Source organism: Pseudomonas sp. Emmai, assembly GCF_055179735.1.
Genome location: NZ_CM143685.1, coordinates 5,411,563 through 5,427,032, shown reverse-complemented (window position 1 = coordinate 5,427,032; position 15,470 = coordinate 5,411,563). Strand labels below are relative to the sequence as shown.

At 62.0% G+C, this 15,470-nt stretch carries 14 protein-coding genes; 7 read left to right on the top strand and 7 right to left on the bottom strand.

The window, feature by feature from the left end:
* Positions 1 to 15: 15 nt before the first annotated feature.
* On the top strand, positions 16 to 348 hold the full coding sequence (locus ACY4LX_RS24855) for a YnfA family protein (RefSeq protein WP_133838341.1): 333 nt from the start codon (positions 16 to 18) through the stop codon (positions 346 to 348).
* Between the two features lie 153 nt (positions 349 to 501).
* Complete coding sequence (csrA, locus tag ACY4LX_RS24850; RefSeq protein WP_133838340.1) at positions 502 to 687, top strand: carbon storage regulator CsrA; 186 nt, start codon at positions 502 to 504, stop codon at positions 685 to 687.
* A 4-nt stretch (positions 688 to 691) separates the two neighbouring features.
* On the opposite strand, the gene ACY4LX_RS24845 is transcribed toward csrA, so the two are convergent.
* The 5 genes from ACY4LX_RS24845 to mnmC all read right to left on the bottom strand — a co-directional run bounded on the left by ACY4LX_RS24845 (position 692) and on the right by mnmC (position 8,215).
* Positions 692 to 919 carry a YheU family protein gene (locus ACY4LX_RS24845; RefSeq protein ID WP_010461751.1) on the bottom strand — a complete coding sequence of 76 codons (228 nt, stop codon included), beginning with the start codon at positions 917 to 919 and terminating at the stop codon, positions 692 to 694.
* Between the two features lie 203 nt (positions 920 to 1,122).
* The gene (locus tag ACY4LX_RS24840) at positions 1,123 to 2,313 is read right to left on the bottom strand and encodes an osmoprotectant NAGGN system M42 family peptidase (RefSeq protein WP_266017837.1); all 1,191 of its coding nucleotides are present in this window, start codon (positions 2,311 to 2,313) and stop codon (positions 1,123 to 1,125) included.
* 141 nt (positions 2,314 to 2,454) lie between these two features.
* Positions 2,455 to 4,200 (bottom strand): N-acetylglutaminylglutamine synthetase, encoded by a 1,746-nt coding sequence (gene ngg / locus ACY4LX_RS24835; RefSeq protein WP_463258140.1) that lies wholly within the window; start codon positions 4,198 to 4,200, stop codon positions 2,455 to 2,457.
* A gap of 3 nt (positions 4,201 to 4,203) precedes the next feature.
* Positions 4,204 to 5,976: an N-acetylglutaminylglutamine amidotransferase gene (locus ACY4LX_RS24830; RefSeq protein WP_133838414.1), complete on the bottom strand. Its 1,773-nt coding sequence runs from the start codon at positions 5,974 to 5,976 to the stop codon at positions 4,204 to 4,206.
* A 259-nt stretch (positions 5,977 to 6,235) separates the two neighbouring features.
* Entirely contained in the window at positions 6,236 to 8,215 is a 1,980-nt protein-coding gene (gene mnmC, locus ACY4LX_RS24825; protein WP_463258139.1) for a bifunctional tRNA (5-methylaminomethyl-2-thiouridine)(34)-methyltransferase MnmC2/FAD-dependent 5-carboxymethylaminomethyl-2-thiouridine(34) oxidoreductase MnmC1, read from the bottom strand.
* Between the two features lie 338 nt (positions 8,216 to 8,553).
* On the opposite strand from mnmC, the gene pap reads away from it, so the two are divergent.
* Together pap and ACY4LX_RS24815 are read left to right on the top strand one after the other, a co-directional pair.
* The gene (gene pap, locus ACY4LX_RS24820; protein WP_149660041.1) at positions 8,554 to 10,068 is read left to right on the top strand and encodes a polyphosphate:AMP phosphotransferase; all 1,515 of its coding nucleotides are present in this window, start codon (positions 8,554 to 8,556) and stop codon (positions 10,066 to 10,068) included.
* Between the two features lie 102 nt (positions 10,069 to 10,170).
* Positions 10,171 to 11,355: a thiolase family protein gene (locus tag ACY4LX_RS24815; protein ID WP_463258138.1), complete on the top strand. Its 1,185-nt coding sequence runs from the start codon at positions 10,171 to 10,173 to the stop codon at positions 11,353 to 11,355.
* A gap of 113 nt (positions 11,356 to 11,468) precedes the next feature.
* On the opposite strand, the gene ACY4LX_RS24810 is transcribed toward ACY4LX_RS24815, so the two are convergent.
* Positions 11,469 to 11,663: a DUF6316 family protein gene (locus ACY4LX_RS24810; RefSeq protein WP_463258137.1), complete on the bottom strand. Its 195-nt coding sequence runs from the start codon at positions 11,661 to 11,663 to the stop codon at positions 11,469 to 11,471.
* A 210-nt stretch (positions 11,664 to 11,873) separates the two neighbouring features.
* On the opposite strand from ACY4LX_RS24810, the gene ACY4LX_RS24805 reads away from it, so the two are divergent.
* Entirely contained in the window at positions 11,874 to 12,833 is a 960-nt protein-coding gene (locus ACY4LX_RS24805; RefSeq protein WP_463258136.1) for a DMT family transporter, read from the top strand.
* A gap of 118 nt (positions 12,834 to 12,951) precedes the next feature.
* Here the strand turns inward: ACY4LX_RS24805 and ACY4LX_RS24800 are convergent, their stop codons facing one another.
* Positions 12,952 to 14,346, bottom strand: a complete 1,395-nt coding sequence (locus ACY4LX_RS24800) for a class II fumarate hydratase (RefSeq protein WP_149660045.1) — start codon at positions 14,344 to 14,346, stop codon at positions 12,952 to 12,954.
* Between the two features lie 192 nt (positions 14,347 to 14,538).
* On the opposite strand from ACY4LX_RS24800, the gene ACY4LX_RS24795 reads away from it, so the two are divergent.
* Positions 14,539 to 15,066 carry a DUF2059 domain-containing protein gene (locus tag ACY4LX_RS24795; RefSeq protein ID WP_149660046.1) on the top strand — a complete coding sequence of 176 codons (528 nt, stop codon included), beginning with the start codon at positions 14,539 to 14,541 and terminating at the stop codon, positions 15,064 to 15,066.
* A gap of 12 nt (positions 15,067 to 15,078) precedes the next feature.
* Entirely contained in the window at positions 15,079 to 15,375 is a 297-nt protein-coding gene (locus ACY4LX_RS24790) for a BolA family protein (protein ID WP_090186621.1), read from the top strand.
* Positions 15,376 to 15,470 lie beyond the last annotated feature (95 nt).

The following is a 15,470-nucleotide window of genomic DNA, read 5'->3' as shown; positions in this document are numbered from 1 at the left end:
AAACGAGACGCCTGCATGCTCAATTACCTGTGGTTTTTTCTCGCCGCACTGTTCGAAATCGCCGGTTGCTTCGCCTTCTGGATGTGGTTGCGCCAGGGTAAAAGTGCCCTGTGGGTCATCCCGGCGCTGCTGAGCCTGACCCTGTTCGCCTTGCTGCTGACCCGGGTCGAAGCCACGTACGCCGGCCGCGCCTATGCCGCCTACGGTGGCATCTACATCATTGCGTCGATTGGCTGGCTGGCGGTGGTCGAGCGGATTCGTCCGCTGGGTTCGGACTGGATCGGCGTGGCGCTGTGCGTGATTGGCGCGTCTGTCATCCTTTTCGGCCCACGTTTCTCCGCGTCCTGAAGGATCGGTCCTTCATTTCACGGTGTTTGTAGGAGTTGTCTGAGGGTTGCGACGTCCTGGGCTGTAGGGCAGGACTGATTTGCCCGCAACGCATTGAAGCCCAAGTACGCGCGGGGCATCTTCAGGGTCCGGTAACTCTGAAGGACGAATGCCATGCTTGTACTCAGTCGCGTTGTAGGCGAGTTGATTTCCATCGGTGACAACATTTCCGTACGCATTCTGGCGGTCAACGGCGGCAGCGTGCGCTTCGGCGTCGAAGCCCCCCAAGACGTCAATGTGCATCGGGCCGAAGTCTACGAACGCATCCAGATCAAACGGGCGAAAAGCAAAGGACGCTAGGCGATCAGTCGAACAGGTGCTTGGGCACGTCGTGCTTGAGCATCAACTGGCATTGCTCGCTGTCCGGGTCGAAAACGATCAGTGCCTGGCCCTTGGTCAGTGCCTGGCGAACGCGCAATACGCGGGTTTCCAGCGGCGTGTCGTCGCCATTATCGGTGCCGTCGCGGGTCACGAAATCCTCGATCAGGCGGGTCAGGGTGTCGACTTCAAGTTGGTCGTAAGGGATCAGCATAGGCACCTCGGCTAAAACAATGGCGCGATGCTACGGCGAATGAGGTTTTGCGGCTAGCCTGAGCTCTTCATTGCCTGATCTGACGCCATCGCGGGCAAGCCTTGCTCCTACAGGTTTTGTGTCGTGCCCGGATATCGAGGTCAACACAAGACCTGTAGGAGCAAGGCTTGCCCGCGAAGGCGATTGTTCAAACACCGCAGGACTTAGCTGTCGTTGCGCTGCCCAACCAGACTATCCACCGACGGCACCCGCGTGTCGCTTTCCATCTGCGTGTCATGTTCGATCTGATGACTGAACCGGTCCAGTGAACCCTTGGCCGGCTGTGCGTCGCTGGCAAAAACCGGCGGGCTCAGGATATACGCGCCGAGCAAGCGACTGAGCGCCGCCAGGCTGTCGATGTGCGTCCGTTCATAGCCGTGGGTCGCGTCGCAACCAAACGCCAGCAGTGCGGTGCGGATGTCGTGCCCGGCGGTGACCGCCGAATGGGCGTCGCTGAAGTAATAGCGGAACAAGTCGCGGCGCACCGGCAATTCATTGTCACTGGCCAGCCGCAGCAGATGCCGCGACAGGTGATAGTCATACGGCCCGCCGGAATCCTGCATCGCCACGCTGACCGCGTGTTCGCTGGAATGCTGGCCCGGGGCAACCGGCGCAATGTCGATGCCGACGAATTCGCTGACATCCCACGGCAACGCGGCCGCCGCGCCACTGCCGGTTTCTTCGGTAATGGTGAACAGCGGATGACAATCGATCATCAGCTCTTCGCCGCTGTCGATGATGGCTTTCATCGCCGCCAACAGTGCAGCCACCCCGGCCTTGTCATCGAGGTGACGAGCGCTGATATGGCCGCTTTCGGTGAACTCCGGCAACGGGTCGAAAGCAACGAAATCGCCGACACTGATCCCCAGGGAATCGCAATCGGCGCGGGTGGCGCAGTAGGCATCCAGGCGCAACTCGACGTGATCCCAACTGATCGGCATCTCATCCACAGCGGTGTTGAACGCATGCCCGGAGGCCATCAACGGCAATACGCTGCCACGGATCACGCCGTTGTCGGTAAACAGGCTGACCCGGCTGCCCTCGGCAAACCGGCTGGACCAGCAGCCGACCGGGGCCAGGGTCAGGCGCCCGTTGTCCTTTATCGCGCGCACGGCTGCGCCGATGGTGTCCAAGTGCGCGGACACCGCGCGATCGGGGCTGTTCTTCTTGCCCTTGAGGGTGGCGCGAATGGTGCCGCGCCGGGTCATCTCGAACGGAATGCCCAGCTCTTCGAGCCGCTCGGCGACGTAACGCACGATGGTGTCGGTGAACCCGGTCGGGCTGGGAATGGCGAGCATTTCCAGCAGGACTTTTTGCAGATAGTTGAGATCCGGTTCGGGGATTTTGCTGGTCATGGAAACTCCTGATGAGGTGACGACTGATCGTTCCCACGCTCTGCGTGGGAATGCAGCCAGGGACGCTCTGCGTCCCAAGACGGACGCGGAGCGTCCGAGGAGTCATTCCCACGCAGAGCGTGGGAACGATCATGAAGGGGGTTAAACCGCCGGCTGACTATGGGGAAACAACAAATCCACAAACCGCTCCGCCGTCGGCTGCGGTTCATGATTCGCCAGTCCGGCGCGTTCATTGGCTTCGATAAACACATACTCCGGCTGGTCGGCCGCCGGCACCATCAGGTCGAGCCCGACCATCGGGATATCCAGCGCCCGCGCCGCACGCACGGCGGCGTCCACCAGGGTCGGATGCAGGATCGCGGTGACATCCTCCAGCACGCCACCGGTATGCAGATTCGCCGTGCGCCGTACGAACAGATGCTCACCCGCCGGCAGAATGCTGTTGTAGTCGTAACCCGCCGCTTGCAAGGTGCGTTGGGTTTCGTGGTCCAGCGGAATCTTGCTTTCGCCGCTGGTAGCCGCTTGCCTGCGTCGGCTCTGGGCTTCGATCAGCGCACCGATGGAATGCTGGCCGTCACCGACCACTTCCGCCGGCCGCCGAATCGCGGCGGCGACCACTTCAAAACCGATCACCACAATCCGCAGGTCCAGGCCTTCGTGGAAGCTTTCCAGCAACACCCGCGAATCAAACTTGCGCGCCGCTTCGATAGCTTGCTGAACCTCTTCAATGGTCTGCAAATCCACCGCCACGCCTTGACCCTGTTCGCCGTCCAGCGGCTTGACCACCACCCGTTCGTGCTCGTCGAGAAACGCCAGGTTGTCGTCGCCGTTGCCCGCCAGTTGCTGGGAGGGCAGGTTCAAACCGGCGGCCTTCAGCACCTTGTGGGTCAGGCTTTTGTCCTGACACAGGCTCATGCTGATAGCGCTGGTCAGGTCGCTCAGGGACTCGCGGCAACGCACCCGGCGCCCGCCATGGCTGAGGGTAAACATCCCGGCGTCGGCGTCATCCACCTGCACATCAATGCCGCGCCGATGGGCTTCCTCGACGATGATCCGCGCATAAGGATTGAACTCGGCCTCCGGCCCCGGCCCAAGGAACAACGGCTGATTGATGCCGTTCTTGCGCTTGATCGCGAAGGTCGAGAGGTTACGAAAACCGAGCTTGGCGTACAGGCTTTTCGCCTGGCGGTTGTCGTGCAATACCGACAGGTCGAGGTAGCTCAGACCCCGGCTCATAAAGTGTTCGATCAGGTGCCGCACCAACACTTCTCCGACACCGGGCCGCGAACAATGCGGGTCAACCGCCAGGCACCAGAGGCTGCTGCCGTTTTCCGGGTCGTTGTAGGCCTTGTGGTGATTGAGGCCCATGACGCTGCCGATGATCGCGCCGCTGTCTTCATCTTCCGCCAGCCAATACACCGGGCCGCCCATATGACGCGGGGTTAGCAACGACGGGTCGATCGGCAACATGCCGCGCGCCTGATACAGCAGGTTGATCGCCTGCCAATCAGCCTCGCTCTGGGCCCGGCGAATGCGAAAGCCACGGAACACCCGGGTCGACTGGCGGTAATCGCTGAACCACAGGCGCAAGGTGTCGGACGGATCGAGGAACAACTGCGCCGGTTCCAGCCCCAGCACTTGCTGGGGCGCGGCGACGTACAAGGCGATGTCGCGCTCGCCGGGCCGCTCGTTGAGTAACTCCTGGGCAATGCTCGCGGCATCGGGGAAGGTATGGCCGATCAGCAACCGGCCCCAACCGCAATGCACGGCAATCGGCGCGGCGTTCAATTCGCTGCCGTCTTCGGCCAGGCGCGCCTGCAAGCGTTCGTAGGAAGGGGACTGACCGCGCAACAAGCGTTGGCTATAAGCCGAGGCGTGGGGTTTCATCGATCAGAGTCCTTGTTCACTGAGCCACAGGTTCAGCGCCGCCAATTGCCACAGCTTGGAGCCGCGCAACGGGGTCAACTGGCCTTGGGGATCGGTCAGCAGGCGGTCAAGCATGGCCGGGTTGAACAGGCCGCGATCCTGGCTTGGATCAAGCAGCAGTTCGCGCACCCAGTTCAGCGTGTCGCCCTGCAAATGCTTGAGGCCGGGCACCGGGAAGTAGCCCTTTTTACGGTCGATCACTTCGCTTGGGATGACCAGTCGCGCGGCTTCTTTCAACACTTGCTTGCCGCCGTCCGGCAGTTTGAATTTGCCCGGCACCCGGGCCGACAATTCCACCAGGCGATAATCGAGAAACGGCGTACGCGCTTCCAGGCCCCAGGCCATGGTCATGTTGTCGACGCGTTTGACCGGGTCGTCCACCAGCATGATCGTGCTGTCCAGACGCAGGGCTTTGTCCACCGCCGCATCGGCGCCGGGTTGTGCGAAATGTTCCTTCACGAAGTCGCCAGCGGCGTCATTCGCGGTCAGCCATTTCGGCTGCACGGTGGCGGCGTAGTCCTCGTAGCTGCGGTCGAAGAACGCCTCGCGATACGCCGCGTACGGATCGGCGGCGCCGTCCACTTGCGGGTACCAGTGATAACCGGCGAACAACTCATCCGCGCCCTGGCCGCTTTGCACCACTTTGCAGTGCTTGGCCACTTCCCGGGACAACAGATAGAAGGCGATGCAGTCATGGCTGACCATCGGCTCGCTCATGGCGCGGAACGCCGCGGGCAGTTGCTCGATGATCTCGCTTTCCTGAATGCGCAGTTGATGGTGCTGGGTGTTGTAGTGCTTGGCGATCAGGTCCGAGTACTGAAACTCGTCGCCGCGCTCGCCGCCGGCATCCTGGAAACCGATGGAAAAGGTCGAGAGGTTTTCCACCCCGACTTCACGCAACAGACCCACGAGCATGCTCGAATCGACACCGCCCGAAAGCAGCACGCCCACATCGACAGCGGCACGCTGACGGATGGCGACGGCGTCGCGGGTGCTGTCGAGCACGCGGTCGCGCCAGTCTTCCAGGGTCAGGTTCAGCTCATCGGCGTGGGGGCCGTAGGGCAGGGTCCACCAGGTTTTCTGCTCGGTGGTGCCATCCGCCTCGATGCGCATCCAGGTCGCGGGCGGCAGTTTCTCGATGCCGGCGATCAAGGTGCGCGGGGCCGGGACCACCGCGTGGAAATTCAGGTAATGGTTGAGCGCCACCGGGTCGAGCATCGGGCTGATATCGCCGCCCTTGAGCAGCGCCGGCAGAGCCGAGGCAAAGCGCAAGCGTTGGCCAGTACGCGACAGGTACAACGGCTTCACGCCGAGACGGTCACGGGCGATGAACAGGCGCTGGGCGTCACGTTCCCAAATCGCGAAAGCAAACATGCCGTTCAGCTTGGGCAGCAATGCTTCGCCCCAGGCGTGATAGCCCTTGAGCAGCACTTCGGTGTCGCCGCCGGAATAGAAGGCATAGCCAAGCGCTTCAAGCTCGGTGCGCAGTTCCGGGAAGTTGTAGATCGCGCCGTTGAAGGCCAGGGACAGGCCCAGTTGGTTGTCGATCATCGGCTGCGCCGAGCCGTCCGACAGGTCCATGATTTTCAGGCGACGATGGCCCAGGGCAATCGGCCCTTGGCTGTGAAAACCCCAGGCATCCGGGCCGCGAGGGGCCAGGTGATGGGTGATTCGTTCAACGGCCGCGAGGTCCGCAGGTTGATGATCAAAGCGTAACTCGCCAGCTAATCCGCACATAAAGTCCTTACCGGTTTTTCCGTTGGGGAGGGTCATTCGAGTCCGCGCCAAAACGGCGGGTACTCTGAAACTGACCCGGTGGGTTGGCGGGAGTTTTAGATCGATCGGTTATAAGTAGCGGGGGCGGGGTGTTGCGGACGGTAGGCACAACCGCCGTGTCGCGGGTGGTTTTCCCCCGCGAGACTCAAGTGCTGGAGCGATTGACCGACGAGGCGATGGAAGGGGTCGATCTGGGTTTACAGGTCTTGTTGCGGTCTGCTCAACTGCCGCGAATCAACCGGCGCAAGGCAAAGCGATTCGGGTGACAGGCCTCGGCCACGCTGCGTGGCAACGGCAACGGTTCGTTGTCCAGCCACGCCGCCAGCAGCTCACCGGACAGCGGCGCGGTGATCAAGCCCCGTGAGCCGTGGCCGCTGTTGACGTACAAACCGTCGAGCCAGGGGCAGGGGACGTCGGGCACTTGCCGGGCGTCCTTGCTCAGGGCGGCATAGGCCAGGTTAAACGCCTCGCCATCGGCGAGTGGTCCGACGATGGGCAGGTAATCGGGGCTGGTGCAACGGAACGCGGCGCGACCTTGCAGCTGTTCGGCGTCGAGTTGATCGGCGTGCAGGCGGGTGACCAGATCGCTGGAGATTTCTTCCAGCAATTGCAGGTTGCCCAAGTGTTCGGCAGCGGTCGGTGTCAGGTCGTCGCTGGTGAAATCGAAGCTCGCGCCCAGGGTGTGTTCGCCCAGGCGTGCCGGCGCCACGTAACCTTCGGCGCAAACCACCGTGGCCAGACTCTGGCTCTCGGTGGTTTGTGCCAACCGGGTGATTTGCCCGCGAATGCGTTTGAGCGGCAGGTCGGCGCTTTGTGCGAAACGCTTGATCTCGGCGGCGCCGGCCAGCACCACCACCGGAGCACTGGCGAGCAGGGTATCGCCGTCCCAGGCTTGCCACTGGTCATCGACCTTGCGCAACTCCAGCACATCGCGATGGGTCAGCAATTGCACATTGGGTTGCGAAGCCTGCCACTGGCACAGCGCCGGCGGATGCACCCAGCCACCCTCGGGGTAGAACAAGCCACCATGGGCCAGCGCAATACCGGCCCGGGCCTCGGCGTGGGGCTGATCCAGCAGGTGCAGCAAGTCGGCAGGAAACGCCGCCGCCAATTGCGCCTGACGCTCGCCTTCCTTGGCATTGAACGCCAGTTGCAGCACGCCGCAGCCATCCCAGTCGACGCCGCGCTGCAACTGTTCGAGCACCCGCCGGGTATGGCCGAAACCGCTGACAATCAGTTGCGATAACGCCGTGCCGTGGGCGGACAGTTTCAGGTACAGCACGCCTTGGGGATTGCCCGAAGCTTCCTGGGCGATATCGGCGTGACGTTCCAGCAACCGCACCTGCCAACCCCGCGCCGCGAGACTGGCGGCACTGGCGCAACCGGCCAGCCCGGCGCCGATCACCAGGGCGCGGCGTTCGCCGTTATGTGGCGCAGGGCGAGCGAACCAGGGCTTGGCAGGCGTCGGTGCCGGTGTCTCAGAAGGCCAACCGACAAAAGCACCGCGCAGGATTTCCCATTTATGGCCGATGCCCGGCGTGCGCTTCATCTTGAAGCCCGCTGCGTTGAGCAAACGCCGGACCCAACCGGTGCTGGTGAAGGTACTGATGGTGGAATCGGGAGCGGCCAGGCGCGCCAGTTCGGCGAACAGCTCGGCGGTCCACATGTCGGGGTTTTTCGCCGGGGCAAAACCGTCGAGAAACCACGCGTCGATTTGCGCATCCAGCTGCGGCAACTGTTCCAGCGCATCGCCGATCAGCAAGGTCAGGGTCACCCGGCCGTTATCCAGCACGAGGCGTTGAAAGCCTTGATGGATCGCCACGTACTGGGCCAACAATTGATCGGCGAACGGCTTGAGTTCCGGCCACAACGCCAGCGCCCGTTGCAGGTCCGGGGCGGTCAACGGGTACTTTTCCACGCTGACAAAATGCAGGCGCGCACCGGCCACCGCTTGTTCTTCGAACAGTTGCCAGGCGCAGAGGAAATTCAACCCGGTGCCGAACCCGGTCTCGCCAATCACCAGGCGCCCGTCGGCGGGCAACGCGGCGAAGCGCTCCTTCAGGCGGTTTTGTTCGATGAACACATAGCGGGTTTCCTCCAGCCCGGACAGGTCGGAAAAATACACATCATCGAACACCCGCGAGTACGGGCGTCCCTGGTCGTCCCAGTCGAGCTGGGCGTTGGGCAATTCAGGGTTCATGGCAGGCTCGGCAACGGCAAGGCGGGCATTCTAGCTGATCGGTGGGGCGGCGCTTGATCCATGGCAAGGTGGCGGGAAAACAAGTGAGAGAGCATTGGGCTTTTGTGGCGAGGGAGCTTGCTCCCGCTGGGTCGCGAAGCGACCCCAAATCCAGACAACTCGACTTGTCAGGTAAACCGAGTGGGCTGATTTCGCGACTGCTTCGCAGCCGAGCGAGAGCAAGCTCCCTCGCCACAAAGTCAAAAGCCTCAAGCCATAAGCCTCACGACATACGGAATTTCTCTGATACCTATCAGGTCAATCCGCTAGTCTTGCTCAATCTAGGAACGGAGCCGCCCATGTTCGAATCTGCCGAAATCGGTCACGCCATCGACAAAGAAACCTACGACACCGAAGTGCCGATCCTGCGTGAAGCCTTGCTCGAAGCGCAGTTCGAACTTCAGCAGCAGCAACGCTTCCCGGTGATTATTTTGATCAACGGCATCGAAGGCGCCGGCAAGGGCGAGACGGTGAAGTTGCTCAACGAGTGGATGGACCCGCGCCTGATCGAGGTGCGCACCTTCGACCAGCAAACCGACGAAGAACTGGCGCGACCACCGGCCTGGCGCTACTGGCGGATGCTGCCGGCCAAGGGCCGCATGGGGATTTTCTTCGGCAATTGGTACAGCCAGATGTTGCAAGGGCGGGTCCATGGTTTGTTCAAGGACCCGGTGCTGGATCAGGCGATCAACCAGGCCGAGCGCATGGAGAAAATGCTCTGCGACGAAGGCGCGCTGATCTTCAAGTTCTGGTTCCACCTCTCCAAGAAACAGATGAAAGCGCGGCTCAAGGCCCTTGCCGACGATCCGTTGCACAGCTGGCGCATCAGTCCGCTGGACTGGCAGCAATCGAAAACCTACGACAAATTCGTCAAGTACGGCGAGCGCGTGTTGCGCCGAACCAGCCGCGATTACGCGCCGTGGCACGTGATTGAAGGCGCGGACCCGAATTACCGCAGTCTGGTGGTCGGCCAGATCCTGCTCGAAGGTCTGCAGAATGCCCTCAAGCGGCCCAAGATCCACCCCGACAAGGTCAACGCCGCGCCGTTGCCTACCCACATCGATCAAATCAACCTGCTCGACAGCCTCGACCTGACCCAGCGCCTGGACAAGGACGATTACGAAGAACAACTGATTACCGAGCAGGCGCGTTTCTCCGGGCTGATGCGCGACAAACGCATGCGCCAGCACGCCCTGGTGGCGGTGTTCGAAGGCAATGACGCGGCGGGCAAGGGCGGGGCGATCCGTCGGGTCGCGGCCGCCCTCGACCCACGCCAGTACAGCATCGTGCCGATTGCCGCGCCGACCGAAGAAGAGCGGGCGCAACCTTACCTGTGGCGGTTCTGGCGGCACCTCCCGGCCAAGGGCAAATTCACCGTGTTCGACCGCTCCTGGTACGGCCGGGTACTGGTGGAGCGCATCGAAGGGTTCTGCCCGCCGGCGGATTGGCTGCGGGCCTACAGCGAGATCAACGATTTCGAAGAGCAGATCGCCGAGTCGCACGTCATCGTCGTCAAGTTCTGGCTGGCCATCGACAAGCAGACCCAACTGGAGCGCTTCCAGGCCCGGGAAGAGATCCCCTTCAAGCGCTTCAAGATCACCGAGGACGACTGGCGCAATCGCGACAAGTGGGACGCTTACCGCGCGGCGGTCGGCGACATGGTCGATCGCACCAGCACCGAAATTTCGCCCTGGACCCTGGTGGAAGCCAACGACAAGCGCTGGGCGCGGATCAAGGTGTTGCGCACCATCAACCGGGCGCTGGAAGAGGCGTTTGAAAAAGCCGACAAGAAGGCCAGCAAGCACAAGAAGTGAAACGATGGTTGCGCATACGCGGGGTGAATGATTGTCGCGGTCGGTAATGGGGTGGACTTATGCTCGGTCCACTCTCAACCGACCACAACAATGAGGTATGCCATGCGTGAAGTGGTGATCGTCGACAGCGTACGGACCGGCCTGGCCAAGTCCTTTCGCGGCAAGTTCAACCAGACCCGTCCGGACGACATGGCGGCCCATTGCGTCAATGCGCTGCTCACGCGCAACGACATCGACCCGGCCAGTGTCGAGGATTGCATCGTCGGCGCCGGCTCCAACGAGGGCGCCCAGGGCTACAACATCGGACGCAACGTCGCGGTGCTCTCGCACCTGGGCATCGGCACCGCCGGCATGACCCTCAACCGTTTCTGTTCCTCGGGCCTGCAAGCCATCGCGATTGCCGCCAACCAGATTGCCTCGGGGTGCAGCGACATCATCGTCGCCGGTGGCGTCGAGTCCATCAGCCTGACCATGAAAAGCGTCAACACCGACAACCTGATCAACCCGCTGCTCAAAGAGCAGGTGCCGGGCATCTACTTCCCGATGGGCCAGACCGCCGAAATCGTCGCCCGCCGCTACAACGTCAGCCGCGAAGAACAGGATCTGTATGCGTTGCAGAGCCAGCAGCGCACGGCCCAGGCCCAGGCTGCCGGCCTGTTCGACGATGAAATCGTGCCGATGGCGGTCAAATACCGGGTCGAAGACAAGGCCACCGGCCAGGTGCAGATCCTCGACGGTATGGTTGATCGCGACGACTGCAACCGCCCGGACACCACCCTGCAAAGCCTGGCCGGCTTGAATCCGGTATTTGCCGAGGACGGTTCGGTGACGGCGGGTAACTCGTCGCAACTGTCCGATGGCGCGTCGATGACGCTGGTGATGAGCCTGGAAAAAGCCCTGGAGTTGGGCTTGAAGCCGAAAGCGTTCTTCCGTGGGTTCACCGTGGCCGGTTGCGCGCCGGATGAAATGGGCATCGGCCCGGTGTTCTCGGTGCCGAAGTTGCTCAAGGCCAAGGGCTTGCAGATCGCTGATATCGACCTGTGGGAACTCAACGAAGCGTTCGCTTCCCAGTGCCTGTACAGCCGTAATCGACTGGAAATCGATAACGCGAAGTACAACGTCAATGGCGGGTCGATTTCCATCGGCCACCCGTTCGGCATGACCGGGTCGCGGCAGGTCGGGCATCTCGTGCGCGAGTTGCAGCGGCGCCAATTGCGTTATGGCGTGGTGACCATGTGCGTGGGGGGCGGGATGGGGGCGACGGGGTTGTTTGAGGCGGTGCGTTAACCTGGATTGAATGCTTTTGTGGCGAGGGAGCTTGCTCCCGTTGGAGTGCGCAGCAGTCCCATTCTTTGGGGGCGCTTCGCACCCCAGCGGGAGCAAGCTCCCTCGCCACAGGTCTACCGGTTTTTGCTCTGAATCTGCATCCGCTCGATATACGCCTGTATCTCCCGCGCCGCCGCCTCGGGGTTATCAAACGGCCCTTCAAGGGTGTTTTCCCGGGTGCTGAAATACAACTCCCCATTCACACGACACATCCGGTCACTGCGAAAGTGCGTGGCGGGGGCGTTGTCCTGGGCGCGCATGCCGTACATGGCGATCTCCTGAGGGTAAGTCCTGTTTGCGGATCCAATGAGCTTAGGTGTGAAGTACTTGCAGTGCCCGGCGACCTGATCGACGGCACTGCGTCAATTTAGCGTTGCGACCTGCACAGTTTCATTCGCGGCCGGTGCGTAACTGTCCCTGTGTGCCGTCGGGTGCCGGGCCTAGAATGACGATTCTTGTCACTGGGCTTTGGGGTCGGCATGCATATTTCATCGGGTCGCTGGGTGTATGGACTGTTCCTGGCGCTGCTGACGGCGCTGCTGTGGGGCATTTTGCCGATCAAACTCAAACAGGTGCTGGAAGTGATGGACCCGGTGACAGTGACCTGGTTTCGCCTGTCGGTATCCGGCGGGTGCCTGTTCCTGTATCTGGCGGCGACCAGGCGCTTGCCGAGCCGCAAGGTGCTCGGACCCAAGGGCGGCTGGCTGGTGCTGATGGCGGTGCTCGGCCTGGTCGGCAACTACGTGTTGTACCTGATGGGCCTGAACCTGCTCAGCCCCGGCACCGCGCAACTGGTGGTGCAGATGGGCCCGATCATGTTGCTGATCGCCAGCCTGTTTGTGTTCAAGGAGCGATTCAGCGTGGGGCAGGGCATTGGCCTGCTGGTGCTGCTGATCGGTTTCGGGCTGTTTTTCAATCAGCGGCTCATGGAGCTGCTCACCTCCCTCACCGACTACACCGCTGGCGTCTTGATGGTGTTGGCGGCGTCCACGGTCTGGACGTTTTACGCCCTGGGCCAGAAGCAATTGCTGACGGTGTGGAACTCGTTGCAGGTGATGATGGTGATTTACCTGTTCTGCGCGCTGCTGCTGACGCCGTGGGTGCATCCACTGGAGGCGCTGAGCCTGAGCCCGCGGCAAGGCTGGCTGCTGCTGGCGTGTTGCATGAACACGCTGATCGCTTATGGCGCGTTTGCCGAAGCGCTGGCGCACTGGGAGGCTTCGCGGGTCAGTGCGACGCTGGCGATTACGCCGCTGGTGACATTTGTGGCGGTGGCGGGGGCGGCGTGGGCGTGGCCGGAATATGTGCACGCCGAGACGATTAATGGTCTGGGGTATGGCGGGGCGGTGTTGGTGGTGGTCGGGTCGGCGCTGGTGGCGTTGGGGCCTTCGTTAATGGCGGGGCTTCGGGCGCGGCGTCAGCGGATGGCCGTCAGTTAATTGATCGTTCCCACGCTCCGCGTGGGAATGCAGCCCGGGACGCTCCGCGCCCCTACTGAAGCGGACGCAGAGCGTCCGGTGAGGCATTCCCACGCGTGGGAACGATCAGTTCAGGGGGTCAACCCTTGGCGCCCGCTTCCAGCATATTCTCCGGCCGTACCCAGGCATCGAACTGTTCATCGGTCAGATAACCCAATTGCAACGCCGCCTCGCGCAAGGTCAGTCCTTCGCTGTAGGCCTTCTTGGCGATCTCCGCCGACTTGTCGTATCCAATGTGCGGGTTCAACGCAGTCACCAGCATCAAGCCCCGTTCCAGGTGTTCGGCCATTTTCTGCGCATCCGGCTCCAGCCCGGCAATGCAATGCTGCTGGAAGTTGCTGCACCCATCGGCCAGTAGCCGGATCGATTGCAGCAGGTTGTGGATGATCACCGGTTTGAACACGTTCAATTGCAGGTGGCCCTGACTCGCCGCAAAGCCGATGGACACGTCGTTGCCCAGCACCTGGCACGCCAGCATCGACAGGGCTTCGCATTGGGTCGGGTTGACCTTGCCGGGCATGATCGAACTGCCCGGCTCGTTGGCCGGCAGCTTCACTTCGGCGAAACCGGCCCGTGGCCCGGAGCCGAGCAGGCGCAGGTCGTTGGCGATTTTCATCAGGGTCACGGCCAGGGTTTTCAGCGCCCCGGACAACGTGGTCAGCGGTTCATGGCCGGCGAGGGCGGCGAATTTGTTCGGTGCGGTGACAAACGGCAGGCCGGACAGCGCGGCCAGTTCGGCGGCAATCGCTTCGCCAAATCCATGGGGTGAGTTCAGCCCGGTGCCGACCGCCGTGCCGCCCTGGGCCAGTTCGCAGACCTGGGGCAGGGCGCTGCGGATCGCCCGTTCGGCGTAATCCAGCTGCGCGATAAACGCCGACAACTCCTGGCCGAAGGTGATCGGTGTCGCATCCATCATGTGGGTGCGGCCGGTCTTGACCAGCTTCATGTGCCGCGCCGACAACTCGGCCAGGCCGCCCGACAATTCGCTGATCGCCGGCAGCAAGTTGTGCTGCACGGCTTGAACCGTGGCGATGTGCATGGCGGTGGGGAAGCAATCGTTGGAACTCTGGGAGCGGTTGACGTGATCGTTGGGGTGCACCGGCGACTTGCCGCCGCGGGCGTTGCCGGCCAGTTCGTTGGCGCGACCGGCGATCACTTCGTTGACGTTCATGTTGCTTTGGGTGCCGCTGCCGGTCTGCCAGACCACCAGCGGGAATTGGTCGTCATGGCTGCCGTCGAGTACTTCGTCGGCGGCTTGCTCGATCAGCCGGGCAATGTCCGCCGGCAGGTCGCCATTGCGGTCATTGACCCGGGCCGCGGCTTTCTTGATCAGCGCCAGGGCGTGCAGCACCGCCAGGGGCATGCGTTCCTGGCCGATGGCGAAGTTGATCAGCGAACGTTGGGTCTGTGCGCCCCAGTAGGCTTCATCCGGGACGTTCACTTCACCAAGGCTGTCGGTTTCGATACGGCTCATCGCTCACACTCCTGTAGGTCTGATTGCGCAGTTTAGGCCGTGATCGTCGGCCGTGGTTCCATCAGTCTGTTTTTTGACCATTCAACCCCTCTAATTCAGGCCCGACAAGGCTTGGGGTTGAGTGACACACTTTTTTAGGTGCAGAATGGTCGCCCTTGGGGTAACGACCTCGCCTGCTAGAAAGGAAACTCGATGACTCGTCTTCGTGCCATCTGTACCGCGGTTGCACTGGTTTGCGCCAGCGGCCCTGTTTTTGCCGATACCGCCAGCCACAATGCCAGTGCCGAAGCTTTCCTGACCCTGGCGCACGCTGACAAATTGGGCACTCCGGTGTACATGCAAGTGCAGCAAATGTTCGCTCAGCGATTTGAGCAGACCAAAGCCCCCGAATCGAAAAAAGCCCTGCTGGAAACTTACCAGGCCAAGGCCAACGCCGCTCTGGACCAGGCCATTGGCTGGAACAAGCTGAAACCTGACATGGTCAAGCTCTACACCACCAACTTCAGCGAATCCGAGCTCAAGGACCTGGTCGCGTTCTACCAGTCGCCACTGGGTAAAAAAGTCCTGGAAAAAATGCCGCAGCTGACTCAGCAATCGGCCCAGATGACCCAGGCCAAGCTCGAAAGCGCGGTACCAGTGGTCAACAAACTGCTGGCTGACATGACTGCCGAGCTGGAGCCTAAAGGCGCCGCTGCTCCTGCCGTCAAGAAAAAGCCTTAAGCGGAGTCGAGTATGACCATGCAACAACGCATCGAATCAACGCTGGGGCTGTTGCAGCCCGAGCACCTGCAAGTGCTGGATGAAAGCCACATGCACAGCCGTGGGTTGCAAACCCACTTCAAGGCGGTGGTCGTCAGCCAGCAGTTTGAGGGCCTCAATCGCGTCAAGCGTCACCAGAAGGTCTACGGCACTCTGGGCGAGCTGATGGGTGAGTTTCATGCGTTGGCGCTGCATACCTACACGCCAGAAGAATGGGCACAGATCGACGCGGCCCCCGCCTCGCCGACCTGTGCGGGAGGAAAGCAGTAAAAAGCAGCTGCAAGCTTCGAGCTGCAAGATCAGGCGCGCGGCTTTAACTTGCCGCTTATAGCTTGCCGCTCGAAGCCTACACGCCAGAAGAATGG

Excerpts from the sequence above, each read along its gene's own strand:
- ACY4LX_RS24805 (WP_463258136.1), top strand. The coding sequence starts at position 11,874 with ATGCATATTTCATCGGGTCGCTGGGTGTATGGACTGTTCCTGGCGCTG.
- ACY4LX_RS24855 (WP_133838341.1), top strand. The coding sequence starts at position 16 with ATGCTCAATTACCTGTGGTTTTTTCTCGCCGCACTGTTCGAAATCGCC.
- ngg (WP_463258140.1), bottom strand. The coding sequence starts at position 4,200 with ATGAAACCCCACGCCTCGGCTTATAGCCAACGCTTGTTGCGCGGTCAG.
- pap (WP_149660041.1), top strand. The coding sequence starts at position 8,554 with ATGTTCGAATCTGCCGAAATCGGTCACGCCATCGACAAAGAAACCTAC.
- ACY4LX_RS24795 (WP_149660046.1), top strand. The coding sequence starts at position 14,539 with ATGACTCGTCTTCGTGCCATCTGTACCGCGGTTGCACTGGTTTGCGCC.
- csrA (WP_133838340.1), top strand. The coding sequence starts at position 502 with ATGCTTGTACTCAGTCGCGTTGTAGGCGAGTTGATTTCCATCGGTGAC.
- ACY4LX_RS24840 (WP_266017837.1), bottom strand. The coding sequence starts at position 2,313 with ATGACCAGCAAAATCCCCGAACCGGATCTCAACTATCTGCAAAAAGTC.
- ACY4LX_RS24810 (WP_463258137.1), bottom strand. The coding sequence starts at position 11,663 with ATGTACGGCATGCGCGCCCAGGACAACGCCCCCGCCACGCACTTTCGC.
- ACY4LX_RS24845 (WP_010461751.1), bottom strand. The coding sequence starts at position 919 with ATGCTGATCCCTTACGACCAACTTGAAGTCGACACCCTGACCCGCCTG.
- ACY4LX_RS24800 (WP_149660045.1), bottom strand. The coding sequence starts at position 14,346 with ATGAGCCGTATCGAAACCGACAGCCTTGGTGAAGTGAACGTCCCGGAT.
- mnmC (WP_463258139.1), bottom strand. The coding sequence starts at position 8,215 with ATGAACCCTGAATTGCCCAACGCCCAGCTCGACTGGGACGACCAGGGA.
- ACY4LX_RS24830 (WP_133838414.1), bottom strand. The coding sequence starts at position 5,976 with ATGTGCGGATTAGCTGGCGAGTTACGCTTTGATCATCAACCTGCGGAC.
- ACY4LX_RS24790 (WP_090186621.1), top strand. The coding sequence starts at position 15,079 with ATGACCATGCAACAACGCATCGAATCAACGCTGGGGCTGTTGCAGCCC.
- ACY4LX_RS24815 (WP_463258138.1), top strand. The coding sequence starts at position 10,171 with ATGCGTGAAGTGGTGATCGTCGACAGCGTACGGACCGGCCTGGCCAAG.